We start from the raw sequence: 1700 nt of genomic DNA on the forward strand, positions 1-1700 counted from the left end.
CTGGCCCGGGAGCCCGGCCTGGAAATCGGCACCATGCTGGGCCAGTTGATCCAGGCCGATGCCTTTACCTCGTTTCACTGAACGGAGACTTCCATGAACCAGCCCGCCACCCTGCCTGCCGACGTGCAGCCCTCTCCCTCGCTGTGGTCGCGCGCCGCCGACCTGGCCACGCGGGTGATCAGCGACAACGTGCTGACGCTGGTCGCCCGCGTGGCGATCGCAGCGATCTTCTTCCTCTCGGGCCGTACCAAGGTCAGCGGTTTCCTTGACATCAAGGACAGCACCTATGTCCTGTTCCAGGAGGAATACCACCTGCCGCTGGTACCGCCCGACCTGGCCGCACACCTGGCGACCTATGCGGAACACTTCTTCCCGCTGCTGCTGATCCTCGGCCTCTGCACCCGGGGCGCGGCCCTGGCCTTGCTGGGCATGACCACCGTCATCGAGATCTTCGTCTATCCCGATGCCTGGCCCACGCACCTGTCCTGGGCTGGCTTGCTGCTGCTCCTGGTCGCGCGCGGCGGTGGGGCCTGGTCGCTGGACCGGCGCCTGGGACTGCGTTGATCACGGGGAGAAAAGCATCATGTTGAACAGAATGAAGCTGCGTACCGGCCTGATGCTGGTACTGGGACTATTGACGCTGGCGCTGTGGCTGGCTGCCGGCATGGCCTGGCAGGGTGCGCGCTCGGCCAGCCGCGCCACCGTCGCGCTGATCGAACTCTCGGACCGCCACATCCAGCCGCTGCATGACACCGAGCGCCTGTTCCTGAACACCCTGATCAACATGGACAATGCCTACATCAACCTGGTCAAGGGCGATGAAATCAAGTCCAACGACTACAGCCGGCGCGCCTCGGCAGCTCTGCAGGACGCACGCAAGGCCTTCGACGGCTATCGTCAGGGATTGACGCCATCGGCACTGGCGGAACCGGAAGCGCTGCGCGTTTCGGCCGCCTACGACAGCTACATCAAGGTATTGAACATGCGCGAGGTCGCCCTCTATGACGTATCGCTGGAGGACTACGCCGCCGCCACCGTCAGCGCCGAAGCCGCCGACCGCGAATTCGCCGCCACGCTGCGCGCCGTGATCCAGCATGCGGAACAGGTCAAGGATGGCCTGCGCCTGGCCTCCGAACGCCGCTCGGACCAGGCCACACTGCTGGCCGTGGCCATGCTGGCGGCCTCGGTCCTGCTCATCGCCATCTGCTGGCTGCTGTTTGATCGCCTGCTCTTGCAGCCGCTCAAACGCGCAGCCGACCATTTCGACCGGATCGCCGATGGCGACCTGAGCCAGGCGGTGCAAGGCATCTCCGGCAATGAAATCGGCGTCCTGCTGGCGGCTCTGCAGCGCATGCAGCATGGCGTGGCCCTTACCGTGGGCGACATTCGCGAAGCGACCCGGGACCTGCATCACGGGGCCGCCGACATCGCCCAGGGCAACGGCGAACTGGCACAACGCACACAAGCCCAGGCCAGTACGCTGGAGACCACCGCCGCGACACTGGAACGGCTCTCCGGTGCCGTGCGCAACAATGCACAAAATGCCGAGCGCACCAACGCGCTGGCCGCCGCTGCCGCCAGCGATGCCGAGCGCGGCGGCCAGGTCATGAGCGGCATCGCCGGGGCGATGGCCCAGGTTACCGCCGGGGCGGGACGCATTTCCGACATCGTCAGCCTGATCGACGGCATCGCCTTCCAGA

General features: G+C 66.1%; 2 protein-coding genes. Both read left to right on the top strand.

The genetic code is table 11. From position 1 onward, the window contains the following. The first annotated feature begins 93 nt into the window (after positions 1-93). Positions 94-564 carry a DoxX family protein gene (locus B3873_RS03740; protein ID WP_252695301.1) on the top strand — a complete coding sequence of 157 codons (471 nt, stop codon included), beginning with the start codon at positions 94-96 and terminating at the stop codon, positions 562-564. Positions 565-583: 19 nt separating this feature from the next. After that, on the top strand, positions 584-1700 hold a 1117-nt coding region (locus tag B3873_RS03745; RefSeq protein WP_286864104.1), incomplete at its 3' end, for a Tar ligand binding domain-containing protein.

The sequence above is a fragment of the Herbaspirillum sp. UBA812 genome (assembly GCF_002296545.1).
Lineage (GTDB): Bacteria > Pseudomonadota > Gammaproteobacteria > Burkholderiales > Burkholderiaceae_D > Herbaspirillum > Herbaspirillum huttiense.